This is a genomic window from Longimicrobium sp., assembly GCF_036399935.1.
In the GTDB taxonomy this organism is placed as follows: domain Bacteria; phylum Gemmatimonadota; class Gemmatimonadetes; order Longimicrobiales; family Longimicrobiaceae; genus Longimicrobium.
Genome location: NZ_DASWMD010000058.1, coordinates 60,026 through 78,622, shown reverse-complemented (window position 1 = coordinate 78,622; position 18,597 = coordinate 60,026). Strand labels below are relative to the sequence as shown.

Genomic DNA, 18,597 nt, shown 5'->3' with positions numbered 1-18,597 from the left:
CCAGGGAAGCGGGCCGTTCCGCACGCCGGAGAAGTGCGTCAGTGCGTGCGCGGGATCAGCGCACGAACACCCAGGTCCCGCCGAAGGCCATGGCCAGCATCAGCGTGCTGCCGCTCACCACCCCGGTCACGGGCACCGCGTTGGCAGTCACGTCCTCGTAGAACAGGGAGATCGAGTTCCCGTTCGTGGTGTAGGTGCCCTCGTCCGTGGCCACCCGGCGGCTGGGGCCGATCCCCTCGCCGGGGACGGACGCGTCGAGCGTAAAGGCAAAGCGGCCGCCGGGCCGCAACTCCAGGCTGCCGGAGTGGATGGTGTGCATGGGCGCCGGCGACGCCGGAATCGCGAAGCCGCCCACCGTGCGCAGGGTGTATTCACCCGTGATGCGGCCGTCGCTCCCCGCCGGGTCGCTGCAGCCCGCCAGCGTGGCCGCCAGGGCAATCCCCATCGCGGTCAGGAATCTGCCGCGCAGCATCTTCGAATTTCCAGTGGATCGTCTTGTGGATGTCGTAAAGCCGGGGGCAACGCGCGGCGCCGGCCGGCGCTACTGGATGCGCAGTCCCAGCCCCAGCGAGGTGGTGCCCAGCGTTTCGCCCTGAAAGCGGGGGAGCAGCGCGCCGCGCAGGGAAACGACAAGCGCCGTGTGCAGCACGGGGGGCGTGGACAGGTCCAGCCGCCCCTGCATCCCCAGCGCGCCGCCCCGTTCCTCGCCGCGAAAGTACGCAGGTCCGGCGAGCACCCGCGTGGTGGATCCCCATGCCGAAGGCCGCGACACGCCCACGAGCGCCCCCACGGAGAGCAGCACCGGGAAGTGGGAGAAGCACCCTCCGCCAGGCTTCAGCGCGCAGTCCAGGTCGCCGCCCATGGGTGCCTGCGCCCCGGCCGTCACCGCGCCGACGAGGGTTCCCGCGCCGGACCGGCCCAGGTTCACCCCCACCATCAGGTCCGCGGCCGCCCCGCCGCGGTCCACGTAGGAGCCGCCGCTGCCCATCCGCACGCCCAGGCTGGCATCCACCGACACGGGAAAGGGCTGCTGGGCCGCCGCCGCGGGGGCCAGCACGGCCGCGGCGCCAAGGCACAGGACCAAAAGGCGCTCGATCATGGGGAACACCTCTCGATGAAGGGTGGACGGGGAGCTCGCCGCCAGGAAGGCGCGGAAACAACGGTTCAGCGCGCCGGATCGTGACGCGGCGCGGCCAGTCTGCCGCTTCCCGAGCAGCGCGAGCAACCTTGGGAGCTACCTGGCGTATGGCTGAAATTCGCACCCATTCCGGCGTATCGGCAGGTAGAGAACTCTGCTGGAGGGCCCCACTCCCCGTTCCCTGAACACTGGAATGGTACGATACGTACCGATTGCTTCCAGCTCGTCGGCGCGGACGACGGTCGGAAGGCCATAGCGCCTGTAGCGCCTGTCTCGGAAGATGATCGGACGTTGTTCTTTCCAGAACGCGTGGCTGATCAGAAACCGCCGGTCCGTCGGGTACGCGGTCGCAAAGCTCACCAGGCCGTTCGCGCTCGCGACGAGGGTGTCTCCCGTTGCGGGGTTGTACATGGCTTCGATCACGCGCAGCTCCGAGCCCACGACGGCACATACACGTACCGTATAATTCACCTCCACGGGCGACGGTGGGATCATCTCTGGTGCAAGGTAGCCCTGGAATTCACACCCGGGCCCTACCGGTATGTAGATGATCGCCGGAGAATCCGTGCGCTCGAAAACCGGGAAGCCCGACAGCTCTCCCACCCGGGTGAGTTCCGTGAGCGGAATCCTGAGCGGCGGGCCGGCGGGTTCGTACCGGCGTTCCCGGAACTCGATGCCGCTCCCGTCCCGGTACCATTGTTCCTCCGCGGCGTAGTTGGGGGCGCGCGGAGGGTAGACCTCACGGAATGGTCGTCCGCCCACCAGCGTGTCGGCGCCTACGACCTCGGCCGGCACTTCGCTCAACTGGGCGTCGAGCACCACGCAAAGCCGCACGGGCTCCTGTGTATGCGCCTGGCCCGCCGCGACGGTGAATTGCGCCAGCACCGCGGCGGCGAGCGCGCCAGGGAGAATCCGGTTCGCCAACTCGACTCCTCGATTCATGGAATTTCAGGACAGGCCGTGTCCAGGAACGACACGGTTGGATCCGTGGGTGTGCCGGCGACTTTGGGTTGCGGGCCTGGGCTCGGGGTGGGTTCTGGCTCCGGGGCGGCGTCGCCTTGCACGACGGCCGCCAGGTCCCCGAAGATCCGGTCGACCACGAATGTCCCGCAGCCGTTCACGGTCGTGAGCTTGGCCCACGCATCGGCGAGCGACCCCGCTGCCGCACCCGTGCGCCGCCGGTCGTACGCCCGGAACATCAGCGTGTCGAGTGCCGCGTAGTGCCTCGGCAGCCGCTCGTTCAGTGCCTGTTCGAACACCGTATAGCGCGACTCGCCCACCGCGTCGCGAATCGTGAACAGGTTTGCGTGCAGGCTGCTCCGCCAACGCACGTACGCGTCGTCGTATGCCTTTCGTCGTTCCTCGAGAGCCTTGTCGGGCTCGCCGCGGCTCAGGCTGGCCAAGAGCATCTCGGCCCTGACGTACCGATCGTCCACGGCACGGGAAACGTCGAGAACCGCCTTGAGTGAACCTTCCGTTCTCGCGCGGGCCCGGGCCGCTCTCTGCTCCTCCGCTTCGCGCGCCCGGGCCATCTGCCCTGTAAGCATGGTGCCAACGCCCCACGTCAGCAGAAACCCGAAGAACAACGTGAAAAGCGGATGCTTGAGCAGGCGAGCCCACCCCGTTTCCGGCTTGGGCTCGCCCATGATCTTCCGGATCCGCTGTCGCAGGACTTCGTCGTCGATCACCGATTCTACAGTCATGGATGTGTGGAGGAGATGCGGCGGGGTAAGCGGATTCGTTCAGAGAATGTATGATGCTGGCGCATCGTGGCGTCAACTACGGCGTGGGGAAATGCTGAAGGTGCGTTCTCACGAGCGCCCCGCCCAAAGTCGTCTTCGACAAGCCAGGCGCGGCAGCAAACACGGATCCTGAGGCCTCGGCCCTGCCGGGGCGACTGAAGTCGCGGCAACAAGGGCCCGAAGTCCGCCTTCGCGGACTGCTCGCGAAGTCGAGTGCTCGGGGCCAGCCGAGACGCACGCGAATTCTCCCCTCTCCCGCTTGCGGGAGAGGGGCCGGGGGAGAGGGCAGCCGGGGAACGCGCCGGCCCATCCGAAGCGCACGAAATCCTGCTCACGGGAACACGAAGGCGGCGGACCGAGATTGGTCCGCCGCCTCCGCATCCCTCACGCACTAACGCACTCACGCACTCACGCACTTCCCCTCACCGCGACGCCGGCGTCCCCGCAGCCCCCCGCGGCCCGGCGCGCTTCACGTACCGGTCCAGCCAGTTGATGGTCTCGGCGATGGTGTGCAGCGTGCTTTCGCGGGCGCGGTAGCCGTGCGCCTCCAGCGGCAGCACCACGTACCGAACCGTGGCGCCATGCCCCTTGAGCGCCGCGTAGAAGCGCTCGCTCTGGATGGGAAAGGTGCCGCTGTTGTCGTCGTTGGCGCCGTGGATCAGCAGGATGGGCTCGTTCACCTTGTTGGCGTAGGTGAATGGGCTCATCCGCGTGTACGTGTCGGTGGCCTCCCAGTACGTGCGCTGCTCGGCCTGGAATCCGAACGGCGTCAGCGTGCGGTTGTAGGCGCCCGACCGCGCGATGCCGGCGCGGAACAGGTCGCTGTGCGCCAGCAGGTTGGCCGTCATGAAAGCGCCGTACGAGTGCCCGCCGATGGCGATGCGGTCGCGGTCGGCCACGCCCAGCTCCACCACCCTGTCCACCGCCGCCTGCGCGCTGGCCACCAGCTGCTCGAGATAGGTGTCGTTGGGCTCGGCCTGGCCCTCGCCCACGATGGGCATGGACGGGTTGTCGAGCACCGCGTACCCCGCCAGCAGCACGAACAGGTGGCTGATGCCCCCCGGGCGGGAGAAGCGGTTGGGCGAGTCCTGCACCTGCCCCGCCGACGCCGCGTCGCGGAACTCCGCCGGGTACGCCCACATCAGCAGGGGAAGCCGGCCGTCGCGCCGCGCGTCGTAGCCGGGCGGCAGGTACAGCGTGCCGCTCAGCTTTACCCCGTCCGCGCGGGTGTAGGTGATCAGCTGCCGCTGGATGCCGGCCAGCTGCGGCGCGGGATCGGGAAAGTTGGTCACCGCGCGCGCCCGCCCGTTGGGCAGCGTGCGCACGAAGTAGTTGGGCGGCTCCGTCAGGCTTTCACGCCGGGTGAGCACCTGGCTGCCGTCCGGCCGCAGCACGGCGACGACGGCCTCGAAGTACGGGTCCGCCGCCCGCCACAGCCGCCGGCTCTGCCCCGTCCCCACGTCCATCACGTCCAGGAACGGGTAGTCGCCGCGCTCCGAGGCGCCCGCCGACGTAAGGAAGATGCCGCGCCCGTCGGCCGTGAACTGCATCACCGAGTGCCCGCTGGGGGTCACCGTGAACAGGGGCGAGCCGGGATCGCCGTAGCGGTCCTGGTAGCCGCGGTCCACCAGAAGGCGCGGCGCGGTGCCCGGGGCCGAGGGGTTGATGGCGTAGCGCCGCTCCCACCGCGTGTTCCACCACCGCGAGGTGGCGATGGCCAGGTCCGGCCGCCCCCACCAGATGCCGCTGTAGCGGTGCTCCAGGTCCATGATGCGCGTGGGCTGGGCCGTGAACGGCGCATCGAGCGCGAACACCCGGTCGCGCACCGCCGCCTGCCGCCGCGGATCGCCCCCGTCCTGCGCCTCGGCCCACACCAGCGTGGCGGGCGCGTCGGATCGCCACTCCACGCCGCGCGGGCCCACGGGCACCGCGTCGAACGAGGAGGGCAGATCGTCGGTCAGGGGGATGTCGGCCACCAGCTTCACCTGGCGCCCCGACATGTCCCACACCGCCGTCTCCGTGGGAAAGTTGGACGCGGGTACGATGTAGCTGAAGGGCCGCTTCACGCGGCGCACCAGCAGGAATCGTCCGTCGGGCGAGGGGGTGAAGAAGAAGAAGATCCCCGGCTGCCCCACGTCCACCGGGGTGCCCCCCGCCACGGGAACGCGGCTGAGCTGCGCGGTGAAGTAGTACTCGAACAGCCGCTCGTCCGATGGGTTCTGCAGCAGGTCCTGGTAGGTACGCACCGGCGCCGTCCGCCCGGCGTTCTCCTGCACGATGGGCGCGCCGGGCACCTCCGACGCGCGCGGCGGCTCGCCGCGGGTGGGCACCACGCGCGCCACGACGAGCCCCGAGTTGTCGGGGAGCCAGCGGAAGGGCGTGCCGATGGTGGCGTTCAGCTCGGCGCCCATCAGCCGGCGCGCCTGGCCGGAGGCCACCTCGGCCACCCACAGCTCCAGCCCGTTGCCCACCACGTTCACGAACGCCAGTGACCGCCCGTCCGGCGACCACTGGGGAGAGGATACGCGCGCGCCGGCGGGAAGCTGCACGGCGCGCGAGCGACCCGTCGCCAGGTCCTGGAAGGTGATGCTGGTGCTGTACGACGCGCGGGTGGCGCTGATGCCGTTGGTGCGCGGGCTGATGCGGAAGCCGCCCAGCCGCAGCTCCGGCTCGGCCATGGTGGCGATGCTGGGCAGCCCCTCGCGGCCCAGCAGCACCAGCGTCTGCCGGTCGCGCCCCACCAGCACCGCGGGCGTGGGCTGCGCGTCGATGATGGCCGGAATGGGGGCGGGCGGCGTCAGGTAGCCGTCCTGCGCGGCCGCGGGCGCCGCGAAGGCGGCCGCGGCGGCGGCCAGCGCGATGGGCCGCCGGAGGAGAGTGGGATTCATCGGGCACGTCGGGGCACGGGGCACGCCGGGCCGCCCCGGAAAGGGGGCGGCGCTGGAACGAACGTCCAGCCAATCTGCCGCCGTCCCCGCCGGTGCGAAAGGCCGTCCCGCGGGCGCCCGTCCGGCATGGATCGTGAAAGGCGGGGCAGGCTCAACCCGACCCAGGAGAGACGCCATGGCAGGCAAGCGACCCGACCAGCACAACATCGACCCGCGCGAAGCGGGCGCGACCGACTACAAGACCCTGCCCCAGGTGGGCCACGGCCAAGGGGCGCAGGACGAGACCACCGCGGGCGACAAGCACGCGATGGCGCAGCAGGCCGCCTCGTCCGGCATTCCGTTCAACCCCGCGCACCCGGCGCCCTCGGTGCACGCCCGCGCCGGCCGTCCCGTGGGCGAGGACAGCGACGTGGCGGAAGAGGGCAAGGAGCGCGAGGCGCGCGGCAACACCGACCCGCGCGACGAGGGAGTCGGCGCATGACCACGGAGCGGACGGCCGGCCCCGGCCCGCGCAAGGAGATCGGCGGCGCAGCCCACTCGCAGGTGCACCCGCCCCACGTGACGGAGAACGATCTCGGGGCGCAGGTGCAGGGTTCCTCGCAGTCGCCGACGCCGGTGCCCGCGCTGCCGGCCAACGCGCACGGCCAGGACGTCGTTCCGCCCACCGCCGGCGCCGACTACATCGACGACGAGAGCATGTACGAAAAGCGTCCGGCCGAGGACAAGAACCACCACCCGGCCGACGACATGCCCTGACGGGAGCGGCGCGAACCGGTCTGGCGCTCTCCGGGGCGCCGGGCCACTCGTTGGATGGGGGCCAGGACGGCGTCGCCGGTCTGGCCTCTTTCACGCGGGGGACTGACGGGGGCCTCCGAATGGGGTATCTTCCGCGTCTTCCACGCGGTGCCCCGGCCCTGCCGGGGCGACTGAAGTCGCGGCAACGACGGCCCGAAGTCCGCCTTCGCGGACTGCACGCGGAGTCGAGTGCACCAGGCCAGCCGAAAGCGCGCTCGAATTCTCCCTCTCCCCTGCGAAGCGGGGGAGAGGGCCGGGGAGAGGGGGCTCCCGAGGCATGCGAGGCACCCAGCCTCATCCGGCTCGAAGTTCTCCCCTCTCCCGCGCGGTTTGCGGGGGAGGGGCCGGGGGAGGGGGGAACCCCGTCCGCATCGTCAACCTGTTCGTCCAGCCCCTTCGCGAACGCCCGCACCCCGCCTTGATCATCGCCCCAAACACCTGCCGCAATCGCCCGCGGTATACACTTTGCCAGCGCAAACAAAGCCCTTGACCCACAAGATGTAGGGGTGTATCCTCTGACACACGCTAGATGTGGTGTCGCACGGGTTCGGTGAACGGCCCGTCCGGAGTCATGTCCGAAGCCCTTGAAGTAGCTCGTGTTTCCGCCATCTTACCACCGCCAACGCAGCCCAGGAGTGCCACGAATGACCCCTCCCTCCGCCGCCCCCACCACCGCGGGCATCGACCTGCCCCGCGCCGAGCTGTCCGACAACGCGCGCATCGTCCTGGCCAAGCGCTACCTGCGCAAGGACGACAACGGCAAGCCCGTCGAGGAGCCGGAGGAGATGTTCTGGCGCGTGGCGCACACCATCGCCAGTGCCGACGCGCGCTACGGCGCCGGCACCGAGCAGGTGAACGCGCTGGCCCGCGAGTTCTACCTGCTGATGACGCGCCGCCTGTTCGAGCCCAACTCGCCCACGCTCATGAACGCCGGCCGCCCCCTGGGCCAGCTTTCCGCCTGCTTCGTGCTGCCCGTGGACGATTCGCTCAGCAACGGCCAGAGCGGCGTGTACGACACCCTGCGCTCCATGGCCATGGTGCACCAGTCCGGCGGCGGCACCGGCTTTTCGTTCAGCCGCATCCGCCCCACCGGCGACATCGTCCGCAGCACCACGGGCGTGGCCAGCGGGCCCATCAGCTTCATGTCGCTGTACGATGCGTCCACCGAGGTGGTGAAGCAGGGCGGCACGCGCCGTGGCGCCAACATGGGCATCCTGCGCGTGGACCATCCCAACGTCGAAGAGTTCATCGACTGCAAGCAGGACATCACCAAGATCACCAACTTCAACATCTCCGTCGCCATTACCGACGCCTTCATGCGCGCGGTGGACAAGGGCGAGGAGTACGACCTGGTGAACCCGCGCACGGGCGAGTTCGCCGGCAAGAAGGACGCGCGGCAGATCTTCGACAAGATCGTTCAGAACGCGTGGCGCACCGGCGAGCCGGGGGTGTTCTTCATCGACCGGGCGAACTTCTACAACCCGGTGCCGCACTTGGGATCGTACGAGGCCACCAACCCCTGCGGCGAGCAGCCCCTGCTGCCGTACGACGTGTGCAACCTGGGCTCGGTGAACGTCGGCGCCTTCGTGCGCGACGACGTGCCCGCCACGGCCGACTGGTACGAGCGCATCGACTGGAAGGAGTACCGCCGGGTGACGCGCCTGGCGACGCACTTCCTGGACAACGTCATCGACGCCAACCAGTACCCGCTGCCGGAGATCACCGACCTGGCCAACCGCATCCGCCGCATCGGGCTGGGCGTGATGGGCTTCGCCGACCTGCTGGTGCGCCTGGGGATCGCCTACAACAGCGCCGAGGGGGTGGAGGTGGGCCGCCGGGTGATGGAGTTCCTGGACGAGGAGAGCAAGAAGGCGTCTGAGACGCTGGCGGAGAAGCGCGGCGCCTTTCCCGAGTGGGAAAAGAGCATCTGGGGCCCGGACGAGTCGGCCGCGCGCGCGCCCAACGGCGAGCGCATCCGCCCCGTGCGCAAGCTGCGCAACTGCAACGTGACGACGGTGGCACCCACGGGCACCATCTCCATCTTCGCCGGCTGCTCGTCGGGCATCGAGCCGCTGTTCGCCGTGGCCTTCATGCGCAACCAGGCCGGCGCGCTGATGCCCGACGTGAACGAGGACTTCGTCAAGGCGGCCCAGGACGGCGGCTGGTACAGCGCCGAGCTGATGGAGCGCATCGCCCGCGAGGGGCACATCCACTTCGCCGAGGTGCCCGAGTCGGTGCAGCGCGCCTTCAGCACGGCGCACGACATCACCCCCGAGTGGCACGTGCGCATGCAGGCGGCCTTCCAGGAGCACTGCGACAGCGCCATCAGCAAGACCACGAACTTCCCCAACGAGGCCACGGTCCAGGACGTCCGCAAGATCTACGAGCTGGCGTTCGCGCTGGGCACCAAGGGCGTCACCGTGTACCGCGACGGCTCCCGCGACGGGCAGGTGCTTTCGACGGGCGCCACCAAGACGCCGGCGCAGCAGGCCGAGGAGGTGGCGAAGGCGGCCGAGATCGGCGCCAAGGCGGCGGAGCAGGCGGAGCGCATCGCCAAGCTGGAGCGCGAGATGGCGCGCCTGCGCGGCGAGCTGAGCCAGGCCGAGCAGGTGGCCACCCAGGCGCGCCGGCACAAGCGCAAGCGCCCCAACGTGCTCAAGGGCACCACCCGCAAGATGAACTCGCCGCTGGGCGACGTGTTCGTCACCATCAACGAGGACAAGGAAGGGCACGAGTTCGAGGTGTTCGCCACGCTGGGCAAGGCGGGCTCCGTCGCCATGGCCGACGTGGAGGCCATCGGCCGGCTGATTTCGCTGGCGCTGCGCTTCGGCATCCCTGTGGGCGACGTGTACAGCCAGCTCCGCGGCATCAGCTCCGACCGCGCGGTGGGCTTCGGCGAGAACAAGGTGCTCTCGGTGCCCGATGCCATCGCCCAGGCGCTGGGGCTTCACCAGCGCGAAAAGGCGGGGATCCAGCAGGAGCTGATTCCCGAGGTGGTGGGCGGGGCCACGGAGGTGGTGACACTGCCCGAAACGCTGGAGCAGCCGCAGCTGTCGCTAATGAACTACGCGGCCGAGGCCGAGACCTTCATGGGCACCTGCCCCGACTGCAGCAGCCAGCTGGAGTTCGCCGAGGGCTGCAAGAAGTGCCACGCCTGCGGCTACAGCGAGTGCGGCTGATCGCGGGATAGCGGATGGCCCGGGCTGGCGAAGGCCAGCCCGGGCCGATTTTACAGGCAGGACTGACGTGGCGCTTTTTCGCGAAAACGGACCTTCCCAGGGCCTCCTCGCGCCCGAGATCTGGGTCACCCCGGCGGAGCTCCGCTCCCGCTACCCCGACACCATGCTCTTCGCGGTCGTCGGCTTCTGCCAGTGGTGCATGGGCGAGGCGTGGCTGATCAGGGAGGAGGTTCAGCCCGATGCGTGGCTGATCTTCGATACGAGTACCTACATCTCGGAGGTCAGAAACGGCGGGCACGGCCAGTACGCGGGCAATACCCGGATGAGGCCGGAGGTGCTCGACGCGGTTGAGGCGGCGCTCGAAACGCTGGGCCTGAGCGAGCTTCACGGCATCTTCCGCCGGTTCAGGAACGTTCTTGAAGCCGATCCGGCCCTGAAGCGGAAGACCATGGAGGGCTATGGCTTCGGCGATATCCCGGGTGTGATCGACGCTCTCGACGACGCCTTTTACAAGTCGGAGGATCCGCAGCGGTTTTACCCCCGGGCGGAGAGCTGGCTGAGGGAGGCACCCACCGTCGTTGCGCTGACCCCGCGCCAGATCCGGGCCCGGCAGGCGGCCATCCTGGCAAGCAACAGGCGGCTGGAGCGGCGCCGCGCCGCGGCGTTGCGGCGATCGCAGCCATCGCCCCGGCAGGTCGTGAGGAAGGCGCTCCTTCGGCTCTGGGACAAGACCGGCCTGTGGTGGCCCGGCGAAAATGTGTTGGAGCGAGCCAGGCGCGCGTTCGCCGCGCGGCCGAACTGGGCGCGGGAGGTCGGCGACGCGCTGGCGGCGCTGATCCCGCCATTCGAGCCAGCGGTCCAGGACGGGGATCATAAGAAGGTGGACGAGATCTTCGCTGCCTATCGTGAGATCCACGCGCGCTACCGGCTCGAAACGACGTCCCGTTGGCCCTCTGACCTCCAAGCCTACGCCTACCGGCTGCAATATGCCGGCGAGCGGCTCGGGCGGGAGGACCTGCTCGAGCAGGCGGCCCAGGCCTGGAACCACGCCATCGTCGCCGGACCGCGGTTCTCGGAGTACGACCCGGGCGCGGCCTGGCGCTCGCTGGGCCAGACCCGCGTCGCGCTCGGGCGGCTCCACGAGCGGCACGTGCCCGCCGTCCGGAACGCGTTCGATGCGTTCGATAGCGCCCTGGCCATCGACTTGGTCGACTTGAAGAAAAGCGCACCCTTCGGTTATCCGGCGAAGGACCTGTTGGGCCGGGCGGAGGCGCACCTCGTCCTCGCGACCAGGCAGGACCGTGCCGAGCATCTCCAGGCCGCCAGGAAGGCGCTCGCAGAGGCTTGCCCGCGGGTGCGGCGTTCGCAGCGCGGCCAGCTGAGGGCGGTCTATGCGGAGCTGCTGACGCTCCTGCCCGCCGCCGAGGTCAGCGCCCGCGACCGAGCGCGCGCGATCAAGCTCCTCGACAAAGAGATCGCCTTCGAGCTGGAGGAGGACGGCGGCCCCCGCGGCAATCCGATGCGCCTCAAGCGCCTCCGCCGGATGCGGGCGGCGCTCGCGGGCGATCCCGAACCGCCGGGCTGAGCGCGGCAGCGCCAAACGAGGCGCTGGAGCCGCCGCAGCTGTCGCTGATGAACCACGCGGCCGAGGCCGAGACCTTCATGGGCACCTGCCCCGACTGCAGCAGCCAGCTGGAGTTCGCAAGGCTGCAAGAGGTGCCACGCCTGCAGCTACTCGGACTGCGGGTTATTCGAGGGTAGCGGCGGGCCCGGGCTGGCGAGGTCAGTGCAGGCGGCCGCTGGGCAGGTGAGGTGGTGAGGAGGGACTCCGGCGTGCCGGGGGCCCTCTAACTGCTTGGTATGTAAAGTCTAGAGCGTGTCTCCCGGTGCCTGAAGACGATGAGGAAGGAAAGCGTTGGTCGTATCCCGATGGCAGAAATGATTAGGGTCGTTCAAAGGGCTGGATCCTAGCGCGGTAACTGGTTATAGTAATGTAGGAAAGCGAGTCCTCTCCTCCAGCGTAGGTTTAGAAATGGCAACGCTGTCCCCTGATCCTCTCATGGTCGAAGAGAGTCCGCGTGCCACGATCAAGCGAAGCGGACCCGGATGGTGGCGTAAGCTGCCCGCCGGACCGTTGATCGCCCACCGCTCAGGAGACGTCTTCTGTGGGGATGCCCTTGAGTGCCTCGGATCCCTTGACGATGATGTCGCAGACATCGTTTTTTTAGATCCCCCGTTTAACCTGGGAAAAACCTATGGAGTGGAAGGCCCACGCGCGGACCGCTTAGATGAGGTTGCCTACCAGGATTTCGTCGCAAGAGTGATCCGCGAGGCCCACAGGGTGCTTCGCCCTGGGGGAGCGATATTCTTGTATCATATTCCAAAGTGGGCGATTCGCTTCACTGCTGTATTGGAGGAGAACTTCCAGTTCCAGCATTGGATTGCGGTTTCGATGAAGAACGGTTTCGTCCGAGGAAGCCGCTTGTATCCCGCGCATTATGCGCTTGTCCATTACAGTAAGGGTGATGCTTTGATTCTCAACCGCCCGAAAATTCCACCGGCGACCTGCCCTCATTGTGACGAGTACATCCGCGACTACGGCGGATACAAGTCTCACATAGAGAACGGCGTAAACCTGAGTGACGTATGGGATGATCTCAGTCCCGTCCGGCACAGCAAGTATAAGCATCGCGAGGCTAATGAACTGCCGCTTGCTCTTCTTCGACGAGTAGTGGGCATGAGCGGAAGGAGAGATGGCTTACTCGTTGATCCTTTCGCTGGGACTGGCACCTCGGTCATTGCTGCACGACTGGCGCGGATGAAGTACGTCGCGGGAGATCGAGAACCCGACCATTGCGCGACCATCCAAGCTCGCTTGGACGCTCTTGCGGCACGAAAGCGCGCGACCCAGTATTCTGAAGGATGATGGTGCGAGGCGTTCAGTTGTATCTGAGCGCCCGCGCTTCTAATACCCGTTCGGGTCTCATTGTTGAACTAGCGCTACCGTTAGTGCTCGGTCGTTGCGCTAAACCAGCAGTTCGAGCCGCTCTCCCGGGTCCCAGTAGAGACCCTGCTCACCTCATCTGCCTGTCGGGTTATCTGTCCCTATGAGCCAGGATCAAAGCACCTTCCGGGGAGAGATCAAGGTCGCATCCCGGATCATCGACTATCTCAGTTCAGGATTGTATCCATCGCCCGGCGCGTGCCTGAAGGAGCTTGTTAATAACTCCTATGACGCCGATGCTAGCATTGTCGCAGTGTATGTGAAGCCTGACGCGGACAGGATCATCATCGAGGACGATGGCATAGGGATGACGCGGGACGAGTTCGTTACGCATTTCGAACGGGTCAGCGAATCGCATAAACGAGAGAAATCAGAGTTGACGCCGAGCGGGCGTCGGCCGAAGATCGGCAAAATCGGTATTGGGTTTATTGCGGCCAACGAAATATGTGAGGTCATGGAGGTGTATTCGACTAAAAAGGGGAATTCAGAACTCCTCCATGTAACTATTAACTTTGAAGAAATGCGAAAACCCGCCGAGGAGCGCCGAAGGACGGGGGGAGATTTCGTGAAGGCAGATTACTTTGGGGAAATACTCGAAACTACTAAAGCGGACCACTATACGCGGATTTTCTTAACCGGTGTACGTGGAGAAGCTCAAAACATCTTAGCAGGTGCCCGACCTCAAAGCGCTTCGGCCCGCAGCCGTTCGTTATATGGTATGAGTAGCGCTTCTGTGCAGAACGCCTTAGCAGACCCCACGTTGAAAAGTTGGAAAGACTTCGATTCATATTCTGAAACAATGCTAGAGGTCGCGCTGAACGTGCCGGTGCGCTACCACGAGAGTTGGCTCCCTAATCCTCTGCAACGGAAGCTTCGAGATATAGAATCAGCCGTCGAGACGCTCGGATTTGAGGTTTACTATGACGGAACGGAACTTCGCAAACCGGTAGTGTTCTCGCCGGGTGAGCGTGGTGCGTTGATCAATCGGTTTGAGTTCAAAGGTAAGCACGTCGCGGCCCAAGGCTATTTCTACGCCCAACATGGTACAATTCAACCTCGAGATTTGCATGGCCTCCTCGTGAGAATCCGCAACGCTGCGGTGGGGGAGTTCGATGACTCGTTTTGGGGCTTCTCTCCGAGCGAATCATCTCTGATCCAACGTTGGGTATCTGCAGAGATTTGGGCTGACGATCGGCTCGAAGAAGCCATGAATATCGACCGCCGCACACTTCGTGAGGCGCATCCAGCGTATGTGGAACTAAGAGACGCGGTCCATAAGCACCTGCGGGCTGTCCTGAGCCAAGCACGATCCCAATTGTACCAGTCGGCTAACGTGGAGCGGCGGGATCAGCGCGCATCGGTGGCCATCACAGACGTGACAAATGTGGTCAGGACAAAGGTGACGCAGGCTGCACGTGCAGAGTCGTTTGAGAAAAACTGGGAAAAGGCAGTTGAGCAGCCGCGGATGCGGAGAGCGTTGCTCAAGAAATTTACAGTAGCGGAGCTGTACGAGGCGGTTATTGAATCTGCCCAAGGCGTGGTCACTGAGGAGCAACTCACCGAAATCCTACGCCGCCTGACAGCGCGGCTCGGGGCGTGAACGTCGTTATCCTTCCGCTTACTACATAGATGAGCCCTCCCGGACGCCCTGTTGACCGCGCGATGCACGATGATCGCCCAGAAAAGATGACCATTCGTGATCTATGGGTCACGCAGGCCACCGATTACTTGGCAGACCACCAAGGAGGTGCTCGCGCGCAGGTGCCGCTGTATTTGACTTTGTCTGGTGCTGAAGGCCGAGATATCCAGCGTTTCGTAGACGCGGGGTTGATACGCCGCACGGAAGTTGGTGGTATCGCTACCGAGGACCAGCATCTCGTGGTTGCTGTTGAGAGTAGTCCTGGTGCTGAGTTGGCTCTTCGCCGGAAATTCCCTGGTTTACGCACGTATGGTGAGTCATTCCATAGCCTGATCCGTGGTACAGGTATGATGAGCTTTCCGGAGAAAAAACTCCGCGCAATGCTCCGCGCGTCCATCATCAACCTGGATTTGACTACACCACTTGATGCGGACCTCTCGTCAGATGGGCGGATATCCTTCCCGGTTTTAACGTGGATCCGGAAGCTTTGCGAGATCCATAGTGAATCACCTCGGCTGGATTGGTGCCTCTGCCTGACATTGAATGGGGACCTTAATTGGCCGCCGGAGGTTTGGAAGCCAATGCAAGAATTTCTGGCTGAGAACTTCAACCGTGAACCCCGGTTTGGCCTAGCAGCACAGCAGGTGCTTGGTGGGTCACTATACGCGGCTATTCTGGCGTGCGGGGCGGACGATTTATCTGGACTTTCAGCTGACGAGAAGCAAAAGTTACTCATGGTATTTGTTCCTAAGAAGATCACTCAGCTTGTGCATGCAGAAGGCTGGCGTCTTAGAACGCCGTACAATCTCCGTTATGGGGGCCATAGTGGCTTTGCTTCGATGGTCACGTGGGTGTTCGGGTTTACATGGGACCGACGATCAAACTCATCTCCGTTCTCTGTGTACCGGGATAGCCTGAACGACGCCCTCACGGCGGCAGGGCATGTGGACGCGCGCGGACGGATACTCACCATATAATTTTCAGCGCGTCTGCTGGTACGACGAGGGGCGGCCGAATCAGCATCGGCCGCCCTCTTACTCTCACGTTCAGATGGAAGATCAACTGCGTACCAACCTCCGCACCACCTCCCGTGCACCGCGCCTGTACACCGTCAGGCAAACGAGTTCGCCGGCCGCATCTCGCACCTCCCAGAAGCGGCTCTTGTCCTGCTTCTGGATCGAGTAGCCGGCCTGCTGCTCCAGCGTGGACCTCCGCGGGACCGTGTGCTCCACAACCATGGTGGCTCCAATCCTCTTGACCCGTGCCGCCCGGCAGGGCTACCGTTGTCGGCGGGCGGCCTTCGGGTCGTTCTCGTGAGGCTGGTCGATTCTTCTTGGCGGGAGAGCGGCCAGCCTTGCTTTTGCCCTGCGTTGGTAACAATCTAGTTACCGGCTGCGGAGTAGTCAATAGGTAACTACCAGACTACCAAGTGGATTTCAAGACAGCGACCGACATTCTCACCAACTCACCAACCGTCACGCTGGCAAGGATAGCGGAGCGGTTTGGCGTCCAATTGGCCACGATCGCACGGGCGCGCATTGATACTGAAAATCGGCGTTCCCCGCCGCCTGATTGGCCGCGAGTTATCGCCGAATTGGCTAACCGCCAAGCCGATCGACTCGAGGAACATGCCGACGAGCTTCGTCGACTTGCTTCCACCTTGCGCGATCGCTCTTCAGGCTCCACTTCCCACAAGGCATGATCGATCATGGCTTCACGCGATATTCTCGTCGATTGGGTCCTGGAAGCACTTCGCGCTCGCGGTGGTGCGAGCAACGTGCTTGGTGTTGCCAAATACATCTGGGATCACCACGAAGCCGACCTTCGGCAGCGTGGTGATCTCTTCTATACGTGGCAGTATGATATTCGCTGGGCCGCTCAGAAGCTGCGGAACCGTGGCCTCCTCAAGCCCGTGGATGAAAGCCGAACGCTTCCATGGGAGCTTGCAGAGCGCTGATTCTCTCGGCGCCGAAGGGGTGGAGGCGGTGGTGGCGGACCTGGCCGAGAAGCACGCGGACGAGTTGGAGCGGCGCGACAAGGCCCTTCAGCAGCTCGTGCACATCCTGCGGAATTGAGCGAATCAGCCGCACGTCCGATCTGATGGCTCCGAGCACGATCCCACCCGCACAGAGAACCGTTGCATGAATGCTCACCGGCTCACTCGCCGACTGCTGATCGCATCGCTCGTCGCCGTTCCGCCGGGAGCGTCGGCGTACATGGACCTTTCGCCGATCGAGGAAGTCCGCTGGCTGGCGGGGTGTTGGGAGGGCGGGTCCGAGCGAGCGTGGACCGAGGAACACTGGATGGAGCCCCGCGGCGGAACCATGCTCGGCATGAGCCGAACGACGCGTGGCGACTCGACGGTGAGTTACGAGCTGATGCGGATTTCCGAACGGGGCGAGCGCCTGGTGTTTACGGCGCACCCATCGGGCCAGCCCGCCGCGGCGTTCAGCAGTGCCGCCATCTCGGCCACGGAAGTGGTATTCACCAACCCGGAGCACGATTTCCCGCAGACGATCCGGTATCGGCGTGCCGGATCGGACTCGCTCGTCGCGCGGGTCGAAGGCTTCGATGCGGGGCACCCACAGGCGATCGAATTCCCGATGGCCCGCGTTGCGTGCCCAGGCGGGGCGGCAGGGAGCGGGTCGCCCGAAGCTGCGGCGCCGTCGGCAACGCGAGTGCAGATCTTTTCGCCGGGCGTGATCTCCGACGCCCGCTGGCAGTATCGAATCACCTTTACGCCCGACGGGAGAACCGCCTACTACACCGCCGCGGACAGCTTCTTTCCCCGGATCCGCCGCTCCACCATCCTGGTTTCGCACCTTCGAGGCGGCGTTTGGAGCTCGCCCCAGACGGCGCCCTTCTCGGGAACGTACACGGACATCGATCCGTTCATCACCCCGGATGGACGGCGGCTCTACTTCGCCTCGATCCGCCCGGTCAGAGGGGCACCACGCACCGACCTGGACATCTGGATGATGGAGCGCACGCGCACCGGGTGGAGCGAACCGGTGCACCTGGGCGCGGAGGTCAATTCGCCTGCGGACGAGCTCTACGCCTCGGCTGCGGCGGACGGAACCCTCTATTTCGCCAGTGGGCCGGCCGGGCCTGCGCCCACCGCCGACTGGAACATCTTTCGCGCCGAGCGCAGGGGTGAGGGGTTTTCCCCGCGGGAGATGCTGAGCGGCGCCATCAACACGGACGCGGCGTACGACCCCGCCAATCCTACGGCCGACTGGGAGTTCAACCCGGAGATCTCCGCGGACGGGCGCACCCTCATCTTCACCTCCCTTCGTCCCGGCGGCCACGGGTACGGTGATCTGTACATCAGCCACCTTCGCGGCGGGGATTGGACCCCGGCGCGCAACCTGGGCCCGCCGGTGAACACCGCCGACGACGAGTTTCACCCCACCATCTCACGGGACGGGCGGCACCTGTACTTCGCGCGCACCATCTTCTCCCCCACGTTGCGTGCGAGCGACTTCTACGTCGTGCCGATGAGCGCGCTGAACATCCAGTGACATCCGGCAGGCGTGGCGCGGTCCCGGAGCTCGCTTCCACCGCCGTGGTGGGCTCAAGGCACGTGATGAGGAATCTGCTCTGGGTGGACTGCGTTGCCGGCGCGCTCGCGGGAGTGCTGGTGCTGATGTTCAGCAAGTGGCTCAGCGGTCTTCACGCGCTGCCCCGAGAGCTCCTGCTGCTGAACGGCGCGGTGAACCTGCTCTACGCATCGTTCTCCTTTAGCCTCGCCGTGCGGGCCAGACGGCCGCGGCCGTTGATCGAGGTGCTGGTATTCGCCAATCTCTCCTGGGCGGTCGTGTGCCTGTGCCTGGTTGCGGTCTTCGCGGCGTCGGCGACCGTGTTCGGCATCGGGCACCTGGTTGGCGAGGCGATTTTCGTCGGCGGGTTGGCGGGGCTGCAGTGGAGGTGGCGCGACCAGCTCCTCGCGCGGGCATGACTCACCGCCACGGGCTTCACGCAATTCGCCGCGCGCGGATGAGCGGGCGCAACGCGCGCTCGGCGCCGAAGGGGTGCGAGTCCGTGGTGGCGGACTTGGCGGAGAAGCACGCGGACGAGCTGGAGGCGCGGGTGGCGCTTCGGCGTGACATCGCGCGCACGTTGCTGCCGGGGTAGGATTGACTCGATCAGGCTCGTTGGCGTCGTAGCGGTGCCTTGATGGATCGGCCGCCACTCCCACCGCCTTCACACGGA

The 18,597-nt window shown here is 66.0% G+C and carries 18 protein-coding genes; 13 read left to right on the top strand and 5 right to left on the bottom strand.

The genetic code is table 11. The features are described 5' to 3' along the window. Positions 1 to 55 precede the first annotated feature (55 nt). The 5 genes from VGB24_RS17990 to VGB24_RS17970 form a co-directional block, all read right to left on the bottom strand. The gene (locus VGB24_RS17990; protein WP_331074333.1) at positions 56 to 472 is read right to left on the bottom strand and encodes a hypothetical protein; all 417 of its coding nucleotides are present in this window, start codon (positions 470 to 472) and stop codon (positions 56 to 58) included. A 69-nt stretch (positions 473 to 541) separates the two neighbouring features. Next, positions 542 to 1,099, bottom strand: a complete 558-nt coding sequence (locus VGB24_RS17985) for a hypothetical protein (RefSeq protein ID WP_331074332.1) — start codon at positions 1,097 to 1,099, stop codon at positions 542 to 544. A gap of 135 nt (positions 1,100 to 1,234) precedes the next feature. Beyond that, positions 1,235 to 2,062 carry a hypothetical protein gene (locus VGB24_RS17980; protein ID WP_331074331.1) on the bottom strand — a complete coding sequence of 276 codons (828 nt, stop codon included), beginning with the start codon at positions 2,060 to 2,062 and terminating at the stop codon, positions 1,235 to 1,237. A 14-nt stretch (positions 2,063 to 2,076) separates the two neighbouring features. After that, the gene (locus VGB24_RS17975; RefSeq protein WP_331074330.1) at positions 2,077 to 2,826 is read right to left on the bottom strand and encodes a hypothetical protein; all 750 of its coding nucleotides are present in this window, start codon (positions 2,824 to 2,826) and stop codon (positions 2,077 to 2,079) included. A 476-nt stretch (positions 2,827 to 3,302) separates the two neighbouring features. Further along, positions 3,303 to 5,768, bottom strand: coding sequence for a S9 family peptidase (locus VGB24_RS17970; protein WP_331074329.1), 2,466 nt, complete (start codon positions 5,766 to 5,768; stop codon positions 3,303 to 3,305). A 175-nt stretch (positions 5,769 to 5,943) separates the two neighbouring features. Here VGB24_RS17970 and VGB24_RS17965 point away from each other — a divergent pair, with 175 nt between their 5' ends. The 13 genes from VGB24_RS17965 (at position 5,944) to VGB24_RS17905 (ending at position 18,519) form a co-directional block, all read left to right on the top strand. After that, positions 5,944 to 6,249 (top strand): hypothetical protein, encoded by a 306-nt coding sequence (locus VGB24_RS17965; RefSeq protein ID WP_331074328.1) that lies wholly within the window; start codon positions 5,944 to 5,946, stop codon positions 6,247 to 6,249. Continuing rightward, positions 6,246 to 6,524, top strand: coding sequence for a hypothetical protein (locus tag VGB24_RS17960; protein WP_331074327.1), 279 nt, complete (start codon positions 6,246 to 6,248; stop codon positions 6,522 to 6,524). The genes VGB24_RS17965 and VGB24_RS17960 overlap by 4 nt, the downstream gene beginning before the upstream one ends. 683 nt (positions 6,525 to 7,207) lie before the next feature. After that, entirely contained in the window at positions 7,208 to 9,742 is a 2,535-nt protein-coding gene (locus VGB24_RS17955) for a vitamin B12-dependent ribonucleotide reductase (RefSeq protein WP_331074326.1), read from the top strand. A 67-nt stretch (positions 9,743 to 9,809) separates the two neighbouring features. Next, the gene (locus VGB24_RS17950; RefSeq protein ID WP_331074325.1) at positions 9,810 to 11,327 is read left to right on the top strand and encodes a DMP19 family protein; all 1,518 of its coding nucleotides are present in this window, start codon (positions 9,810 to 9,812) and stop codon (positions 11,325 to 11,327) included. 447 nt (positions 11,328 to 11,774) lie between these two features. Continuing rightward, positions 11,775 to 12,668 (top strand): site-specific DNA-methyltransferase, encoded by an 894-nt coding sequence (locus VGB24_RS17945; protein WP_331074324.1) that lies wholly within the window; start codon positions 11,775 to 11,777, stop codon positions 12,666 to 12,668. A 181-nt stretch (positions 12,669 to 12,849) separates the two neighbouring features. Then, entirely contained in the window at positions 12,850 to 14,346 is a 1,497-nt protein-coding gene (locus VGB24_RS17940) for an ATP-binding protein (RefSeq protein WP_331074323.1), read from the top strand. 86 nt (positions 14,347 to 14,432) lie between these two features. Then, positions 14,433 to 15,362, top strand: coding sequence for a hypothetical protein (locus VGB24_RS17935; RefSeq protein ID WP_331074322.1), 930 nt, complete (start codon positions 14,433 to 14,435; stop codon positions 15,360 to 15,362). A gap of 452 nt (positions 15,363 to 15,814) precedes the next feature. After that, positions 15,815 to 16,087, top strand: a complete 273-nt coding sequence (locus VGB24_RS17930) for a hypothetical protein (protein ID WP_331074321.1) — start codon at positions 15,815 to 15,817, stop codon at positions 16,085 to 16,087. A 6-nt stretch (positions 16,088 to 16,093) separates the two neighbouring features. Beyond that, on the top strand, positions 16,094 to 16,342 hold the full coding sequence (locus tag VGB24_RS17925) for a hypothetical protein (protein WP_331074320.1): 249 nt from the start codon (positions 16,094 to 16,096) through the stop codon (positions 16,340 to 16,342). Further along, on the top strand, positions 16,329 to 16,460 hold the full coding sequence (locus VGB24_RS17920) for a hypothetical protein (RefSeq protein ID WP_331074319.1): 132 nt from the start codon (positions 16,329 to 16,331) through the stop codon (positions 16,458 to 16,460). The genes VGB24_RS17925 and VGB24_RS17920 overlap by 14 nt, the downstream gene beginning before the upstream one ends. Positions 16,461 to 16,526: 66 nt before the next feature. Then, positions 16,527 to 17,906 (top strand): DUF6265 family protein, encoded by a 1,380-nt coding sequence (locus VGB24_RS17915; protein ID WP_331074318.1) that lies wholly within the window; start codon positions 16,527 to 16,529, stop codon positions 17,904 to 17,906. 65 nt (positions 17,907 to 17,971) lie between these two features. Continuing rightward, a complete protein-coding gene (locus tag VGB24_RS17910; RefSeq protein WP_331074317.1) occupies positions 17,972 to 18,343 on the top strand; it encodes a hypothetical protein in 372 nt (123 codons plus the stop codon). Beyond that, complete coding sequence (locus tag VGB24_RS17905; protein WP_331074316.1) at positions 18,340 to 18,519, top strand: hypothetical protein; 180 nt, start codon at positions 18,340 to 18,342, stop codon at positions 18,517 to 18,519. The genes VGB24_RS17910 and VGB24_RS17905 overlap by 4 nt, the downstream gene beginning before the upstream one ends. The last annotated feature ends 78 nt before the right edge of the window (positions 18,520 to 18,597 follow it).